We start from the raw sequence: 16613 nt of genomic DNA on the forward strand, positions 1-16613 counted from the left end.
TCCCGCGCGCAGCCGCACCATTCAATGCAGATCAGACGAACCTGAACTCCGGTTCGGTGAAGTCGCCCGCGCTCGCGTTGAGGACCGTGATCATGTCGCCGGACCCGTAATCGATGGTCACGTCGCTGCCGTTCTGGGTGACGATGAGATCGGAGAACTGGATGCCGGAGAACTCGATCAGGTCATTGAGAACGTCGTAGTCGCCGATCGTGTCATTGCCATGCCCGGGTGCGAAGACGAACACGTCATGGTCGCTGCCGCCGTAGAGCGTGTCATCTCCGGTGCCGCCCGTGAGCCGATCGTCGCCGGCGCCGCCGTTCAGCGTGTCGTTGCCACCGTTGCCCGAAAGCTGGTTTGCCGTCGCGGTTCCGGTGAGCGTGTCGGCACCGCCCCCGCCGATGGCATTCTCGAAGGCGCGCGCGGTTTCGACAAAACCGCCGTCGAAGATGACCGTCTCGCTCGTCAGATCGATTGCTGCGCCGACGGAGGTGTAGGAGAAGTCGAGCGTGTCGATCCCGTTGCCGCCATCGAAATAGTCGGTGCCGAGGCTGCCCTGGATCAGGTCGTCTCCGTCCTCGCCGAAGTGCTGATCGTCGCCGTCTCCACCCTGAAGGGTGTCGTTGCCGGCGCCGCCGTAGAGCGTATCGTTGCCTCCGTTGCCCGAAAGCTGGTTCGCGACCGCCGTTCCGATGAGCGTGTCGGCGCCGCCCCCGCCGATGACGTTCTCGAAGGCGCGCGCGGTTTCGGTAAAGCCATCAACGAAGACGACGGTCTCGTTTCCGAGGTCGAATGTTGCGCCGACGGAGGTGTAGGAGAAGTCGAGCGTATCGATCCCGGTGCCGCCATCGAAATAGTCGGCCCCGATGCTGCCCTGGATCAGGTCGTCGCCATCCTCACCGAAGTGCTGATCGTCGCCGGCCCCACCCTGAAGGGTGTCGTTCCCGGCGCCGCCACGGAGAGTGTCGTCGCCACCGGCGGTATAGATCCAGTTGTTCCCGGAATCGCCCTGGACGACATCGTTGAGTTCCGTGGTCTCGATCCCTTCGATGTTGATGAAGCTGTCCATGGAGTTGTCGACACGGGTGACGGTCCCTGCAACCATATCGACCACAACCGCCCCTGCGCCCGGAAGGGTCGTGTCGTCATTGTCCGAGAGATTCAGGATATCGTACCCGGCGCCGCCATCGAAGTAGTTAGTTCCGAGCCCGCCGCTCAGGGTGTCGTTGCCGTCCTCGCCGTACAGGAAATCGTTGCCCGGGGTCTCGTCGTCGGAGGCGTCGCCATAGAGCTGGTCGTTGCCCGCGCCGCCATAAAGCGTGTCGTCGCCGGGTGAAGAGACATAGCGGATGCCCTCGACCCATTCGAATGTCGAGTCGCCGTAAAGTGTGTCGTCGCCGTCTCCACCAAACAGGAGATCGTCGCCGGTCTCTCCGTGCAGGCTGTCGTTGCCGATGCCACCGTAGAGCACGTCGTTTCCACGACCGCCCATCAGGCTGTCGTCTCCAGCCTCGCCAAAAAGCGTGTCGTCATCGGCCAGGCTGTAGATCGTGTCGTTGCCATCGCCGCCGTGGATCTCGTCCATGCCGGCATCGCCGAACAGGGTATCCTGTCCCGGTCCGCCGTCGATCGTATCGTTGCCGTCTCCGCCGAGGATGCGGTCATCACCGTCACCGCCGGAGATGTTATCGCCGGATCCGTGCCCGGAGATGGTGTCGTTGCCGGCGAGCCCGTCGATCACGTCGACATAGCCGGTGCCGTCGATCACATCGTCTCCGGAGGTGCCGAGGATCGGATCGCTCGACTTGATATGAACGATGGTGTCGTAGAAATCCGCGACGTCCAGCGCGTAAACGCCGTTCAGGACCACCACCAGGTCCGCGGCCCCGTCGCGGTCCGTGTCGGCCATCACGTGGGTGTCGTTTCCAACGATCTCGTAGCGCAGATCGTAGGGCAGTCCGGCGCTGAGGCCCACTTCAAACGCATCCGTCCCGACCCAGCGGAACCCGAGCGACGTGGAAATCTCGATGAAATCCTCGGCCTGGGAAAAGTCCGTGATGGTGTCCCAGGTCCCGGGCTGGCTGCCGGAGTCACCGGGCGCAAACCAGAACACGTCGACCCCGGCACCGCCTGTCAGGCTGTCGGCTCCGGCCCCGCCCTCGATCAGGTCATTGCCCGCCCCGCCGTCGATCGTGTCCGCACCGTCGCCGCCATCCAGCACATCGCCGCCACCGGCGCCGGAGATCAGGTCATTGCCCGCATATCCGTAAAGGTCGTTGCGCTCGTCGCTGCCGATCAGTGTATCGCCCTGTGCGGCGTTGCCGGTGCCCCTGATGGACTCGATGGAGATATAGGTGTGCCCCGCTGCGGCCCCGCCGAAAGTTCCGGCGCCGAGATCGATGGTGACGTTCGAGGTCGTGATCTGGGCGAAGTCAACAAGATCGTTGCCGTTGCCGCCATCGAGGGTATCGTTGCCGCCACTGACAATGAACACATCATTGCCGGCCATGCCCATCAGAAGATTGTTGCCATTGTCTCCCTCGATCTGGTCCGCAAGGCCGGAGCCGATGAGGTTCTCGATGCTTTGGAGCGTGTCCCACTGGGACTTGCCGAATCCTACTGTGACCACGTCCCCGTCCGCCAGCCAGGCCGCGATCCCCGTCGGCGAGGACCGGTAGTCCGCGGTGTCGTTGCCGGTGCCGCCGCTCAGCGTGTCGTTGCCCCAGCCGCCATCGAGCGTATCGTTACCGCCGGCCCCGGTGAGCTTGTCATCGCCTTCGGTGGCGACGAGGTAATCGTCGTTCTTTCCGCCCTTGATGATATCATCGCCTTCGGTATCGGGGATCGGATCCGGCTCGACCACGCTAATGCCGAGAAATCCGGTCGATGTCGTCGTCGCGGCCGCCAGGGACATCGTGGTCGACGCTTCCGTCAGCTGGGGTTCGGTCGACCTTTGGTCATGCCCGTCCGCGATAAAGGTCTGGCCGGAAACGTTGCCATTGGCGGATGATTTCTGCGAGGATGTCCGCTCGGGCTTGGCGATGAGCGACAGGGAGGCGTCGGCCAAGCCGGCGTAGGGCGCGCGCTCCGCTGCTTCAGCCGCGAGGGCGGCGATGAAGGCGTCGGCGTCCATCTCCGGAACCGACGAGCTCGAAGGGGATGTGGCCGACATCGTCGCATCGAAAGCGAGGGAAGCCATCTGGGCGGAGGCACCACTAACAAGCCCGTCGATCGTGCCTGTGCCGGGGCCGGTTCCCGGATCGTAGCGCACACCGCTGATCGAGAGCGCGGTCCGCGCGTTGGGGTCTTCGACGATCAGAAGGTATTCGGACACCAGTCTTCCGTCGGAAGCCCGCGTGTGTGCTTTCATGACGCGGTAGAGGAGCGGCCCTGCAGTCGGATCCATGACGACGAAGAGATCGATCTGCGACTCTATCGCAATGGTGACGGTCGGCGGATACCGATCCCACGCATCCTTGTCGACACGTTCCGCTTCGCCAAGCTGGCGGCCGTCGAAATAGACTTCACCGTCGCCATCAGCGAAGAACCGGGCATACTCCTCGCCGGCCGCCGGACCTGCCGCAGCGGCCTCGTCGACAGCATGAATCGTGGCGTCCATGATCACGTCAAAGGCAGAAGCGTAATATTTCTCAAAACCTGCACCGCCGACCAGGTTGTCTCTTACCCCGTCATCTTCGTAGTCGGTGGGATCGGCTTCCTGACCGTCCTGCGCGACTCCGGGCCAAACGCCGCCGTACAACACGTCATCGCCGTCGCCGCCATCCAGAAGGTCCGTCGCGCGCCCCCCGATGAGCAGATCATCGCCGCCGAAACCGAATAGCATATTGCTGGCTTTACTTCCGATGATCTCATCACGCCCAACGCTGCCGAAGACGTCGTCGAATCCGAAGATCAGGATATGGCTTCCGTCCCGTTCGACGTAACCCGCACCCGCGTCTGTGCTGAAGCGGTCGTAGGCGTCGTCGAGATCAATTCGGATCGTCCCCGATCCGCCGAGATCTTCGACCGACACGACATCGCCGCGCACGAAGGCCTGCGTGATTTCATTCTCGGCGTACGGCACGAGCGGAACGCTGATGCCCGAACTGTCCTCGCTCCCGCCGTCGTGGATTTTCGTTCCGGCGTAGTCGGCCAGCGTGTCCTTGAGCCGCAGGATGTCGCTATGCGTGCTGAGGACCAGCGTCTCAACCTCGCGGATGTCATCCGTCCAGATTGCGGTCGGGACCGGGTTGTCTTCACTCAACGGCTGGTTGGTCACGACGAAATGCGGGGCGCCGCCCGGGGATATGGTGTCTCCGCGCACCTCCGCCTGCAGAGGCCCAAAGCTGGAGCCAAAAAGAAGATCCGCCAGCGCCTCGAAAAAGCCCTCGGGCGGCGGAGAATCGTAGATGACTACATCACTATCGGCACCGCCTCGGATCTCGTCGGAGCCGAGGGAAGCCCAGATAGTATCATTTCCGGTCCCGGCTCGAACCTTATCGTCAAATTCACTTCCGACGATCGTGTCGCTACCGGCTCCGGTCAGGTAAGTAATGCCATTCGACACGTAATTGTGCAAGAAACCCGGTATCGATCCCACCGGCACGTTCACGCCCAGAATGTTGTAGTACACCGGGGCGCTTTCATCAGAGATGTCATACGTCTCCGTCATGGTGTTCAACATAAAGCTGGTCGCACTGGCGACCACTACGTCGTCGCCGTCGCTGCCATAAATAATAGGTTTGTTCCCATCTAAAAACTTTATCACACCAGAATTCCAAAGATCAGAAATCACGGAATTGATCGCCGTGATCGTCCGAAAACCCAGGCTACCGGTCCAGCCAGACATTACGTCGATCTCGGCCAGATAATCTTGCTCAGTATACGTCACGGCATACTGCGGACTCCCCTTTTCAATAGGTAGAGCTACCCTCACCCCTGTACCGGATGGATCGATGGCGAATGCCAAGCCCTCGCTCGCTAAGTTGATGGCTTCCGAGCCGCCAACCCAGTCAAAGTCCTGCTGTAGGTGGGGTTCGACATAGAAATTCTCTATCCGCAATTCGCCGTCCGCGCCTACGATAAACTTTGCGTCGTTGCTGATCTTAAAAGCCGTTGACCCCCAAATTAAGGATCTATATCCGTAATCATCGTAGCCATCCTCATAATCCGCCTGCTGAAGAGTGATATAGATACGCGTAAACCCGCCAATATACTCGTCAAGTATCAATCGAAAATCTTCCTTCGGTATACTGGCCTCGCCGCTCGCGTCCTTAAAGTCGTCAAGCGCGCCGGAATCGTACAGAGCAAGTCCAAAATTGAAGAATGCTTGGACGACCTCGAAGTTGGCACCCAGCGCGAAACGTCCTGGGCCGGTAGTAAGGTCCATGTAGTCTTCATAGCTGGTTTCGGTAAACGGGTAATCTGCGCGATCTTCCGTCAGACTCTCCATGTCCAGATTGCTTGGAGGCGTCAGCGAGCCATAAAGAAATGCGGAAATAACTTGTTCAGACGTTGGCAGACTCATAAATTCCTCCAATTGTTAGGTTTTTTCAGTCAAAGTAAAACTCTCTCGCAGCACCGTCTCTGTCGATCGCGTAGATGATCAAGCGCGATACACTTCTTAACTCGCCGCTCTCGGCAACGATCATCTTTGGGTCGCAAATTATCACAACACCTTGATACCCGAACTCTCTCTGCCAGGAGGGATCGGGTGCAAACCCGTCCGGTCCTACACTTAGAAGCCCGCAACAGTTTGGATTAAGTGCGATAAACTCGTCGACGTCTTGATATGGCCGCAGTTTCAAATTTGAGTACGAGCCGTCGTCGGCCTGAACCGGCATGACAAGTGGTTGCTCTACTTCAAGGTACAGCTGAATCCCCGCGGAAACATATGCATCAATATTTTCTGGATTTCCCCAAAATCGAAGATGCGCGGGAAGGTCCGATTGTGGGCGTGCGTACATCGCGCAAGACGGAGATTCTTGCGCGACAACGGCAACTGCAGAAGGTGAACCGATCAGGACGGCGAGCAACAGTCGTCTTAGATACGATGATTGTTTCATTGTTTTCCATTAAGTTTGGGAGTTAGATCGCTGCCGATCATGACTGGAAGGGGGCCAGTATGCTTCGACTACAATCGTCTGATCCGCGTCGTAACGGATACGAAAGCCAGCCGCACAGAGAAAAAGGATCACTCGAAGCATGTCAAACATCCGTCCTTCGCCTGCAGGCAGGCAAAGCTGCCAGGCAAGCGCCAGTTCTGAATTCGAAGGAGAGCTGTCAAAAGTTTGTTAAACCTATGCGTGATTCCCGCGGTGCGTCAATCCGTTGTTTGTGCCCTCGCCGCTCCTCTCAATATTCCGTTGGGTCAACTTGAAGGCGCAGCTCTGCACCGTCCGCCCGCAGCAAGATCGCCGGACACGAGGTTGGGGATCCTCGGGGCCTTCTCACCCGCGCGCAGCGCCTCGGTGACGTCGAGACATCTCACCAAAGCCTCAACCCGCGCCGCGATCTCGGCGAAGTTGTTCAGCGGCGCAGTCACCTGGTAGATGCGCGTCGTAACCAAGAGATTTCGATCCGGGATATAGCGGAAACTCACGGCGCAGAATATTGGCTTCGGCTCTGCGCGATCGAAACCGCAACGCGCATAGAAGCGCTTCGAGTCAAACTCGGGGAAGATAAGGACGTCGCCCCGCACAGGCGCTTCATGGAGGCCCTGCCAGCCGACCTTATAGCCGTCGAGATCAAAAAGCGGCGGCAGAGTCGGATCAGGGTGAAAGCGTGACGCTGCGTCCGGGGCCCATGTTGGCTCTACGCCCGCATGCAATGCAGTTTGATCCTTGATATGGATAACCGTGTTTTGCAGATGTGGATCAGCTTGCGTCAGATCCCAGATCCAGTCGACATCCGAGAGCGAGACGAATTCATTCTCGACCTGAAGATCCTGGATCGGCGTCCTCTTGCGCAAATCGAACGTGCGCGCCCCGAGCGTTACGAGGCCGTCGGTCCGGTTCCTGATGGTGTCCGCGCGCGCAGCGGAGAGTGAAACCAGGACCGCACAGAGAAAAAGGGTCACTCGAAGCATGTCAAACATCCGTCCCTCGCCTGCCGGCAGGCAAGGCTGCCCGGCAAGCGCCAGTTCTGAATTCGAAGGAGAGCTGTCAAAAGTTGGTTAAACCTATGCGTGGGTCCTGTGATGCGTCAATCCGTTAATTGCGCCCCGGTCGCGTCCGCCAAAACGCGTGTCCGATCTGTCGGATGGCAAGCGGCGCGGCGCGGCGATCGGTGCTCCTGGGCATGGCCCAGGGCTGCGGGAATGCACCCATCCTGAACCCCGTGTGCCGCCGGCGGGATCGAGCCCGCGCACCGGAAAGCGCGCGGACCTGGTCGCGGCCCGGCCGTCGGGTTCGGAGGACGGGGAAACGTCCTCGCGCGCCCGTCTTCCCTTTGCCCGCAGAACCGCAACCGCCGCTCACACGAACTGGAAGTGCTCGGCCGTGATCTGGCTCGCGCTCGTCAGTCCGGTGAGGATGATCGTGATGTCGGCCACGCCGTTTCCATCGGTGTCGACCAGCACCCTGTCGCCCTCGACCCGCGCCTCGGTATTGTCCGAGCCTCCCGTGAAGGCGCCGTCGCCGAGATAGGCGAAGGTACCGGTCAGAAGCCCCTCGAAGCGCATCACGTCGCCCTCATTGGCGCCGCCGTCGAGCGCATTGAAATCCGCGATCGTGTCGGTGCCCCATTTGGTCGACCGGAACCGGAACACGTCCGCCCCCGCGCCGCCGATGAGGATATCGTCGCCGATATGCCCGTCGAGAAGATCGTTGCCGTTGCCGCCATCGAGGGTGTCGTCGCCGCCAAGGCCGCGGAGGTCATCGTCGCCATCGAGACCGGACAACAGGTTCGCTCCGTTGTTGCCGTCGATCTGGTTTCCAAGCGCGTTTCCGGTCCCGTAAATGGCCGCGGTTCCCGTCAGGATGAGCCGCTCGATGTTGTCGCCGAGGGTCCAGTCGAGTGGACTGAAAATGCGGTCGGACGTGCCTTCGTTCGCGAGCTCGACAACGACGTCGCCCGGGCTGTCGACGTAGTAATAGTCGTTTCCGGCGCCGCCGATCATCGTGTCGTTCCCGGCGCCTCCGTCGATCGTGTCGTTCCGCCGCGTACCGTAGATGATATCATCGCCCTCGGTCACATGATCGGTGATGACGCGGTTCAGGATGTCCTGCTCGCCCAGGACCGCGTCAGCGAAGACGATGCGCTCGATGTTCGCGTTCTGGTTGCCGATGCTGTAGTAGGCCTGATAGGTCAGCGTCAGATCGCCCTCATATGTTTCGACGATCACGTCATTGCCGCTCACGCTGAAGACGACGTCGGCCGCGAAGAACCGGCTCAGATCCAGAGTGTCGAAGCCCCTGTTGCTCGTGGAGCCGAAAATCGTGTGGTAACCGGAGGTGTAGACGATCCAGTCGTCGCCATCCCCTGCCGATATCGTGTGCTGCCCCTCGCCGGTGCTGATCACGTCACTACCGGACGTGCCAATGATGTCGTCATCGTCCCAGGTGCCGACGATCGTCGGAAGCGGCGCGACGATGGACTTCCAGGCATCCAGATTGACCCCGGCCAGAAGGATCGACGAATTCGCGCCATAGGTGATCCGGACATCGGCACCCGACTGAACGATGGTCATGCCGGCTTGCGGCGCATGCGGGTTGATCTGCTGGCCATCGAGAACCAGCCGGTCGCGCAGCCCGTCGAAATCGGTGACGATGTCGTTGCCGTCTTCCGGGCCGAATACGACACGGTCGGACCCCGTACCCGTCGTGACGATGTCATCGCCGAGGCCGGGGATAATCAGATCCGAGCCGCCCCTGGCGTCAAGAATGTCGTTGCCGCGGCCGCCATCGAGAGCGTCCGTCTCGTCACCACCCGTCAGGCTGTCATCACCGTCGCCGCCACCGACTTTGAACTCTTGGGTTCGGATCGTGCGCGTCGTACCGTGGCCGATGGATTTTTCGGGGTTCTTGTATTCCGCGAACGTGATTCCGAAATCGCCGGGTTCGAAGTCGCGGATCAGGAGAAAGCGAAGCTGGTCGTCGCTACTGTCTGGCGTATCCAACTGGTCTCGATAGATCACCCGGAGGTCGCCATCGCTGTATTGGACGGAAATGCTCGCACCGGTATTCGAAACATAGAAATCCGGACTTGTATATGGATATTCCAGCGGATTGGCGTGAAAAAAGAAATGATTATTAGCGAAATTAAGTTCAAAGTAAGACACCTCAGTAAAAGGTGTCAAGTATTCCCTGTTCGAGATCTCCAGGCCGTTAATAAAAATGGATCCGGTGCCGTCGAGATCATAAATCTCCGTGTAATTGTTGCTGGCAAGGAACAAGTCGGCGAAGGGCACGTAGTGACTGCCGGAAAGATGATAGGTATCATCCCCCATGCCACCCGCAAGAAGCACGCGGCCAACGTCGCCGAGATTCATGATCGAGGTGATCTGGTCGTCCCCATCCCCGCCCTCGACAATCGTGTAGGGTGAATAGTCTATGATGCGGGTCTTGCCATTGATCTCCACATAGCCTTGTTCATAATCTCGCCACAGGTACCCAGGTGCGGAGTTCTCCCAATAGGGATAGTTTTCCGGGGTGTTCACATAATGATACGTATCAATAGTCAGAAGGATCTTCTGCGCGGACACCTCTGTCGAAACCGTCGCGGCCGTCAGCGTGTCGTTACCACTGCTGCCGACCAGCCACTCGACACCATGGTCCGCCGAACTGATTTCGACGGGGGCGGAGGAAAAGCTCGCCAATCCGCGATCGAAACCGGCACCGCCGTCGATGACGTCGCCGGTACCGAAGAAGATGATGTCGTTTCCGTCACCGCCCCGCAGAATATCCACCGCCTCGGGCGCGGCAGGGGCGCCGTTTGGATAGATCTGGTGAAACAGGTCGTAGCCAGGCGTGTGACCGAGGAAGCCGGGCATGGTTTCCGGAATGCTGGCCGGCGTGTCGCCGTAGATGATATCATCGCCGCCGCCGCCGTCGATCTCGTCTGCGCCGCCGCCGCCAAAGAGGATATTGGCCTCGCCGTTACCGGTTATGGTGTCCCGGGAATTGCTGCCCAGCACATGCTCAAAGTTCTGAACACCGTATACGTTTCCGTTTGTCGAGAACTCGACAGTTCCCGCCGAGAGATCCACGATCGCGCCCGGATCACTGGGCAGGCTGGAAAGCCCATTATCGATCCTCAGCAAGTCACGACCATCGCCTGCGATGACCGTATCCACGCCGTATGCTTCAATAGGATAATCCCCTGGAGTTCCGCCGATTACTCCGATCCGCATCGACCATACGGGACCCAAGGTCACGTCGAGACCTTGAGGCGCGGTCGCACCCGAAACATCGATTGTATCGAGATAGGTTGGCGACCCATTCAGATACTCGTAGGGATTTATGATCACGCCTTCGGCCGGAAGTGCTCCAAAGAACGAAAAGACGTCGGTATATGCCGAGCCGGTCACGATTTCCACTTCGCTGATGGCATGTGTCGAAAACTGAATGCTGACAGGGCCGCCGACATATTCGTACGTTAGCCGGTCCAGCCCCGCGCCGCCGGAAATCACACTCCCCGGCGTCGTTATCTCACCAGAATGAACAAAGCTTGTGCCCGGTTCTGACGGTGGATTCACGATATCCGGGATGCCGCCAGGCAGCGCTGTGGACCAGTCAATTATCACGAACGTGTCATTGCCGGAGCCGCCGTGAAAGCTGTCCGAATGGCCGAGATCGTTGAGGTTGTAGTAACCGACAAAGGTCGTGTTTCCACTGCCACCGATCATCTGGTCGATCTGATCGTCGCTGCCGCCGATCAGGTAGATGCTCGACGACCCTCCGACAAGCGTATCGCCCCCCGCGCCTCCGAAGAGTGCGACCAGTCCATCGCCAGCGATCGTCTGGTCGGTAGCGTTCAGGGAGTCGTCCGAGATGGTGCCCAAAAGGGTTCCATAACCCGGCGTTAAATCGTCTGTATAGAAAGCAGATATTGAGATGCCCTGAAGCGCCGCAAGCCTCAAGATCGAGGACGCGAATGAATTGGAGTTGACGGAAGGGCCAAAGGTGGTCGCATCCGCGGGCGCGTATCCATCCACAATTTTGTAAACGAACTGACCGCTGAGCTCGCCCGCAATATCGGCAAGATCCAGCCATCGATCGTATTCATCGGACGCGGAGTAAACCTCCGTGAGATTGTAGAATTCGGCTCCAAATTGATCGTTATCAGGTTCGGAGTCGGTCAAATATTGAATGTAGGAATCGCTCCACTTGTCGTCCGACAAACTCAAAGCGTCTCCAATGTTTGGGGATGTCATAATGCTGCCAGTTCCGTAAAGGGGCAAATCCGGGTCAGTGCTTGGGAAGGCGCCTATCGTAAGCCATGCCGAGTAATTGCTCTCCTCCCCTATTGGAATGTACACCAGATACTCGTGATTGAACGGCATGAACGGAATGTTGTCGATGTTGCGAGACGCGATATAAATGGGCATTGCTCGATCCTATTTTGATCCATGTATGTAAAAGTTCACGACATGCTCGCGAAGACTCAAGATAGCCGCAAAGACAGAGCACCGTCCGGAAAGTAAGTTCATTGGGAATTTTCTTGGATAGCAGAATGAGATCCCGTGATCGTGGGGTCCGAGATTTGTAGTCACGAGAATGTTGCTCTCACCACGAAAGATCCAACCGTTGTCCACGAAATAGTCGTAAATCTGATCGCGGGAACATTGGACGCCGATGAGCTTGTTGGCCGCTCCATTCTTCGAGAGGATCGAGAAGTCTCGTGATTTCGACAGCGCGCCGAATTGGTTAAGCGGCTCGGTTTCGAGAATGCGGGCGCATTCCGAATACCGGTCGTCAACCTGCGCGGCGACTTGTCCGGAAAGGCCGGAGAGAAGCACAACACCGACAAAGAAAGACGTAATTAAATGGGCACGCCGCCCAAAACCACGGATAGGCAAGTCGGACATCAAGGGCCGTCGCGCACTGGCGATAGGGTCAAGCATCGGTTTTTCCATCTGGCGGGGTGCATTTTCTAAATCCGGCTCCGGCGGGCATCACTGCCGACCCGGCTGGCAGCCAGCGATCGTACTCATCGGGCGCGGAGTAAACTCCCGTGAGATTGTAAAATTTGCCCCAAGTTGATCGTTATCAGGATCGGAGTCGGTCAGATAGGTAAAGTAGTCGTCGGCCCAGGCGTCATCAGATTCACGCAATGCACCTCCGATTTCTATTGCTGCAAGGTTGGTTCCCGTTCCGAAAAGTGGGAGTTCCGGCTCGACGCTTGGGAAAGCGCCAATTGTAAGCCATGCCGCGTAATTATTCTCCTCCCCCAATGGAATGTACACCAGATACTCGTGATTGAACGGCATGAACGGAATGTTGTCGATGTTGCGAGACGCGACATAAATGGGCATTGCTCGATCCTATTTTGATCCATGCATGTAAAAGTTCACGACATGCTCGCGAAGACTCATGACAGCCGCAAAAACGGAACATCGCCCGGAAAACAAGCTCTCCGGAAACTTTGGTGGATAGCAAAAGGCGAATTTATGGTCATAGGTCCCGAGGTTTGTTGTCAGCAGCATGTTGCCCTCACTTCGGAAGATCCAGCCGTTGTTCACGAAATAGTCGTAAATCTGGTCGCGGGAACATTGGACGCCGATCAGTTTGTTGGCCGCTCCATTCTTCGAGAGGATCGAGAAGTCTCGCGATTTCGACAGCGCGCCGAATTGGTTAAGCGGCTCGGTTTCGAGAAGGCGGGCGCATTCCGAATACCGGTCGTCAGCCTGCGCGGCGACTTGTCCGGAAAGGCTTGAAAAAAGCGCAACGCCGACAAAGAAAGACGTAATTAAATGAGCACGTCGCCCAAAACCACGGATAGGCAAATCGGACATCAAGGGCCGTCGCGAACTGGCGATAGGGTCATGCATCGGTTTTTCCATCTGGCGGGGTGCATTTTCTGAATCCGGCACCGGCGGGCATCACTGCCGGCCCGGCTGGCAGCCTGCGATCGGCCGGCCTCACAAATCCCGGCGGGGATGGTCTTTTCTGATTGGGCCCAGGCCATACCGGAATGGGTCATCGGATTTTCTGGATACATGATCGACGCAAACTCGCGGAATCTAACAACTGTTCGGCGAAGAGGCGCATTCTGGGCGACATGAGGTCCGACAAGAGCGAACGAGGTCGCATCAAGGGGCAAGGCAGAGCCGGTACGCAAGGACACGCAGCACCTCCACGCAAATGCGTCAGGGTATAGTCTTTCTGGAAAACACAACCGTAAGTCGTCGAGCGCAGTGAATGACGGGATTCGGATTCTGTCAAGCAGAACATGGGGATGGGCCCGCGGCTTCGGCTTGGGCGGGGCGGTCAAGAGTGCGGCCGTTTCGTTGACCGCGGCTGAAGTGCTGTCCGGGCAGGCCCGCCGACCGTCACCAGGCGCCGCTCATTGGTAGCGCAGCAGCGGCCCGCGCCTCGGGATCACCACGCCGTCGAGTTCGTACTCCGCATCATTGCCTTCGCCGAAGGAGATGATGTCGGAGACCTACCCGAGTCGCGCGAGCTCGGCCTCGGAGGGTACCTCTTCGGGCGAGATGTTGACGACGTGGTCGTGCCCCGGTGACGGTTTTGAGGCGTTGGGCGTGAGGTAAAGCGCCTCGATGCCCGTCCGGGATTCGCTCAGGAGACGGAATTCGAACGGTGGGGCCGAAAACAGTGTCCAAATCCAGCCCCCGCAACCAACACTAATTCTTCAGAAATATCAATGCCTTGAGAATCCGCTCCCGCGGATCCTCCGGCATTCGCGCCCGCCAAGGCCGGCAGGCCCGACGCCAGCCGCAACAGGCTCGCCAGCGCGCCGTGGAGGTCGATCCCGAGCGCGGTCCCGCCCTCCGGGCTCGCCATCGGCACCAGCACGATCTTCTCGATCAGCCCCCGCAGCGCCTCTTTCGCCTCCGCCATCCCATCCGGGTCGGTCAGCCCGCGCACGAGGGCGCCGACGCGCGCGCGGTAGGCCTGCGCCATCGACGGGTGATACCGCAGCGGGTCGGGGGCCGGGGCGACCGCGAGGCGGCGCTCGAGATCCTTGCGCCGCTGGTCGAGTTCGATCATCCGGTCCTTGACCTGGTCCGCGGGGACGCCGGCGATGATCGCATCGACGAGCTTGCGGTGATCGGTCGTCACCTGTCGCAATTCCCTCTCGAGGCCGGCGCGCCCGGCACTGGCCGCTTCGGCCAGGCGATTGCGCTCGGCCGCGTATTCCTCGCAGAAGACGCGCAGGGCCTCCTCGTCCATCAGGTGATGCTGCAGCGCGTCGAGAACGCGGGCCTCGAGGTCCGTCTGCCGGATCACGGTCCGGTTGGTGCAGATCGCCCGTCCCTTGTTGCGCGCCGCCGAGCAGCCGAAACTGTCCTTCGAGACCTTGGAAAACCCCGCGCCGCAGCAGCCGCATTCCATCAACCCCGAAAACAGCGTGCGCGGGCGGCGGCGGTCCCAGACCGGCACGCCGCTCCCCTTGGAGATCAGCTTGCCCTGGCGGGACTGCACGGCCTGCCAGAGTGGCTCATCGACGATCCGCAGCTGCGGCACCTCGGTGGCCGCGAGGTCCTCCTCCGCCTTCGGGCGCGAGACCCGGCGACCGGTGTCGGAATCCTTCAGGTGGTGCAGGCGGTTCCAGACGAGGCGCCCGATGTAGCGCTCGTTGTTCAGGATCCCGGTGCCGCGTTCCCGGTTGCCGTGGATCGTCGAGGTGCCCAATGGCCCCCCGCGGGGCCCGGAAATACGGTCCTCGTTCAGCTCTTCGGCGATCTTCCTCGGCGAGACGCCGCTGGCATAGGCCGCGAAGATCCGCCGGACGATCGCGGCCTCACGCGCGTTGATCTCGCGGTCGCCCCGGATCGGGTCACCCGCTTCGGTGAACCGGCGAAGGACCGTGTAGCCGTAGGCGTTGCCGCCCGCGGACTTGCCCCTCACCGCGCGCCCCTTCAGTCCGCGCCGGGTCTTGTCGGCGAGGTCGTCGAGAAACTGCTCGCTCAGGATCGACCGCATGCCGAGCTGCAAGGTGTTGAGGCGCCCGTCCGGAAGCGTCGTCAGTTCGACGCCAAGAAAGGTCAGCTTCTGAAAGGTCGAGGCGCTGTCGGCGACGTTGCGGCTGAGGCGATCGACATGCTCGATCAGGACAACGTCGAAGGCGCCGGTCCTGGCATCACGCATCAATTGCTGGACGCCGGGGCGCCGGTGAAGGCTTCGCCCCGAGATCGCGTCATCCTGATAGGTCGCGACCACCTCCCAGCCCTCGCGCGTCGCACGTTCGCGCAGGATCCGGAACTGGTCCTCGATCGAGGTGGGGCTCTGCAGGTCGCTGGAATACCGTGCATAGAGAGCGACGCGCTTGACCGGGATTGCCATCAGCTTCTCTCCCTTCGACTGGATCCGACACGCTCAGTCCCGCGCGGCATCCTCAATGGCCTCATGGTCGGCCCGCGCGGCCGCGCGGGCGAGGGTGCGCAGGAACGCATGATAGGCCGCCCGATCCTCGTTGGCTCCGCGAGTCGTCGCAAGAGCGATCGAAACCGGCGCGTGTGGCGCCAGTTGCGTCTCGGCATGACTTCTCCGGTCTCGTGCCACGGGCCGAGGTGCTCCCATCCGGTGGAGGCGCGGCCTCCGATCTCCTGCGATGGGTCGAGATTACCGGGGATGCCGGCGGGGAGGCGAGAGCGATCTTGAGGGGACGTACTCGTAAGTGTGGATAAAGGCGCAGGAAATTCCGGAGACCTCTTGCCTGGAAGCGAGCTCTCCGGACCTGGCCGCGAACGCGCCGTCGAGGTGGTGCCGACGGCCATGGTCTCACGCCTCCGCACATTCGTCAGCCCCGGGTGCTTGGGTCGAAACTTCCGGAATTCTGGCGATCTGCTCAAGCCAGCGCCCGAGCTCCTCCCCCGCCAGCTCCCGCGCCTCCACCAGCGCTGCGGCCATGCTGACGAGCACCGCGCGATTGGCCTCAAGGATCGCGCCCGCGCGGCGCTCGGCCTGCTCCAGCCGCGCGCGGACACGCGAGATATCGGCGGGGTCCTCGGAGCCGGTCCCGGCGGCCTGGCCGCGCCAGACCGGCCCATGGGCGCCGAGGCCGAGCCGCGTGTCGAGGCTCGCGGCCAGCGCCGTCGCTTGCGCGAGGTCGGAGTTCACGGAGTGATCCTCCCCCAGTGAAGTGGTCCGCCGTTATGTTTAGGAGAACGGAGGATCGAAATGGCTACGAAGCGGCACAAACCTGAAGAGATTGTCATGAAGTTGCGGCAGGTTGAGGTGCTTGTCGGGCAAGGCATTGCACGGGTCGATGCGATCCGCGAGATGCGCATTACCGAGCAGACCTACTATCGCTGGCGCATGCAGTATGGCGGGATGGGAACCGCCCAACTGAGGGAGCTCAAGCGGCTACAGAAGGAGAACGAGCGGCTAAGAAAGGCCGTGTCGGAGCTGACGCTGGACAAGCTGATCCTGACCGAGGCGGCACGGGGAAACTTCTGAGCCCCGCCCGTCGTCGTGCCTGCATCGACCTGG

10 protein-coding genes and 1 pseudogene are annotated in these 16613 nt (G+C 60.3%); 1 reads left to right on the plus strand and 10 read right to left on the minus strand.

The features are described 5' to 3' along the window. Positions 1–31: 31 nt before the first annotated feature. The 10 genes from OM960_RS22025 to OM960_RS22070 form a co-directional block, all read right to left on the minus strand. Positions 32–5536, minus strand: a complete 5505-nt coding sequence (locus OM960_RS22025) for a calcium-binding protein (protein WP_264773470.1) — start codon at positions 5534–5536, stop codon at positions 32–34. 13 nt (positions 5537–5549) lie between these two features. After that, on the minus strand, positions 5550–6062 hold the full coding sequence (locus OM960_RS22030) for a hypothetical protein (RefSeq protein WP_264773471.1): 513 nt from the start codon (positions 6060–6062) through the stop codon (positions 5550–5552). A gap of 305 nt (positions 6063–6367) precedes the next feature. After that, the gene (locus OM960_RS22035) at positions 6368–7093 is read right to left on the minus strand and encodes a hypothetical protein (protein WP_264773472.1); all 726 of its coding nucleotides are present in this window, start codon (positions 7091–7093) and stop codon (positions 6368–6370) included. A 378-nt stretch (positions 7094–7471) separates the two neighbouring features. Next, entirely contained in the window at positions 7472–11545 is a 4074-nt protein-coding gene (locus OM960_RS22040) for a calcium-binding protein (RefSeq protein WP_264773473.1), read from the minus strand. A gap of 9 nt (positions 11546–11554) precedes the next feature. After that, positions 11555–12073, minus strand: a complete 519-nt coding sequence (locus OM960_RS22045) for a hypothetical protein (protein WP_264773474.1) — start codon at positions 12071–12073, stop codon at positions 11555–11557. Between the two features lie 39 nt (positions 12074–12112). After that, positions 12113–12472, minus strand: a complete 360-nt coding sequence (locus OM960_RS22050; RefSeq protein ID WP_264773475.1) for a hypothetical protein — start codon at positions 12470–12472, stop codon at positions 12113–12115. 9 nt (positions 12473–12481) lie between these two features. Then, positions 12482–13000, minus strand: coding sequence for a hypothetical protein (locus OM960_RS22055; protein ID WP_264773476.1), 519 nt, complete (start codon positions 12998–13000; stop codon positions 12482–12484). Positions 13001–13736: 736 nt separating this feature from the next. Continuing rightward, positions 13737–15464: a recombinase family protein gene (locus tag OM960_RS22060; RefSeq protein WP_264773477.1), complete on the minus strand. Its 1728-nt coding sequence runs from the start codon at positions 15462–15464 to the stop codon at positions 13737–13739. Positions 15465–15497: 33 nt separating this feature from the next. Beyond that, positions 15498–15683 carry a hypothetical protein gene (locus tag OM960_RS22065; RefSeq protein ID WP_264773478.1) on the minus strand — a complete coding sequence of 62 codons (186 nt, stop codon included), beginning with the start codon at positions 15681–15683 and terminating at the stop codon, positions 15498–15500. A 219-nt stretch (positions 15684–15902) separates the two neighbouring features. Further along, entirely contained in the window at positions 15903–16241 is a 339-nt protein-coding gene (locus OM960_RS22070) for a M41 family metallopeptidase (protein ID WP_264773479.1), read from the minus strand. Between the two features lie 60 nt (positions 16242–16301). On the opposite strand from OM960_RS22070, the pseudogene OM960_RS22075 reads away from it, so the two are divergent. Then, a pseudogene (locus tag OM960_RS22075) lies at positions 16302–16613 on the plus strand (transposase); the annotation flags it as partial.

Source organism: Defluviimonas salinarum (genome assembly GCF_026013545.1).
In the GTDB taxonomy this organism is placed as follows: domain Bacteria; phylum Pseudomonadota; class Alphaproteobacteria; order Rhodobacterales; family Rhodobacteraceae; genus Albidovulum; species Albidovulum salinarum.